Below are 927 nucleotides of genomic sequence, written 5' to 3' on the forward strand. Positions count from 1 at the left end.
ACCGCCTGCCCTGCTCCAACTGGATGGCGACGGGAAAGCTGCCCGAGGCCGAGACCGCCTATCGCCGCGCGCTCAAGCTGTCGCCCAGGAACACCGACACCCTGGTCGCGCTCGGCCTCGTCGTGGGCTCCAGCCAGCGCTTCGACGAGGCCGGGCGGTTCTTCGACCGGGCGCTTGCGATCAGGCCCGGCCTTCTCGACGCGCGGCTGGGCAAGGTCCGCCTGGCGATCTGGCAGGGCGACGCGCCGCGCGCCCGCGCCCTGGTCGATGATGTGCTGGCCTCGGCGCCGGACAATGTCGAGGCTCTCAGCCTTGATGCCAGAATCGCCTTGCTCGAGGCCGACTACAAGCGGGCCGGGCAATCCTTGCAGCGCGCGCTGGCGCTCGATCCGCGCAATGCCGAGGCGCTGGTCGGGCTCGGCGACGTGCGCCGCGCCGAGGGCGACGACGAGGCCGCGCGGCAGGCTTACGGCCAGGCGCTCGCCATCGAGCCGGGTTCGGCCGATATCGAGCAAAGGCTGGCCGTGCCGCCGCCGCGCAAATGGCGGCTCGACCTCGGCAACGAGGTGAGCGATCTCACCGACGGGCTTGGCGACTGGACCGACAGTTCGGCCGGCCTTTCCTATCGGCTATCGCCCCAAACGACGATCTCCGGCCGCACGCGGCTCGCCACCCGCTTCGGCAACACCGACGTCCAGATCGAGGGCCGCGTCGACCAGGCCTTCTCGCCGGCCTTCTCCGCCTATGCGCTGGCCGCGGCGACGCCGGATGCCGACTTTCTGGCGCGCTATTCGCTGGGCGCCGGCGCTTCGTGGCAGGTCGTGGCGCCGGCGAAAGCGTTCGGACCGGTCTCGCTCAACATCGACGCCCGCTACGACGATTTCGCCGATACCGGCGTCACCACCGTCTCGCCCTGGGTGCAGGGCG

General features: G+C 71.2%; 1 protein-coding gene. It reads left to right on the forward strand.

Going from position 1 to position 927, the window contains the following annotated elements; genetic code table 11:
* A partial coding sequence (locus tag EOA32_RS37420; protein WP_128374324.1) for a YaiO family outer membrane beta-barrel protein occupies positions 1–927 on the forward strand: 927 nt, incomplete at both ends.

Source organism: Mesorhizobium sp. M1A.F.Ca.ET.072.01.1.1, assembly GCF_004023325.1.
GTDB lineage: Bacteria > Pseudomonadota > Alphaproteobacteria > Rhizobiales > Rhizobiaceae > Mesorhizobium.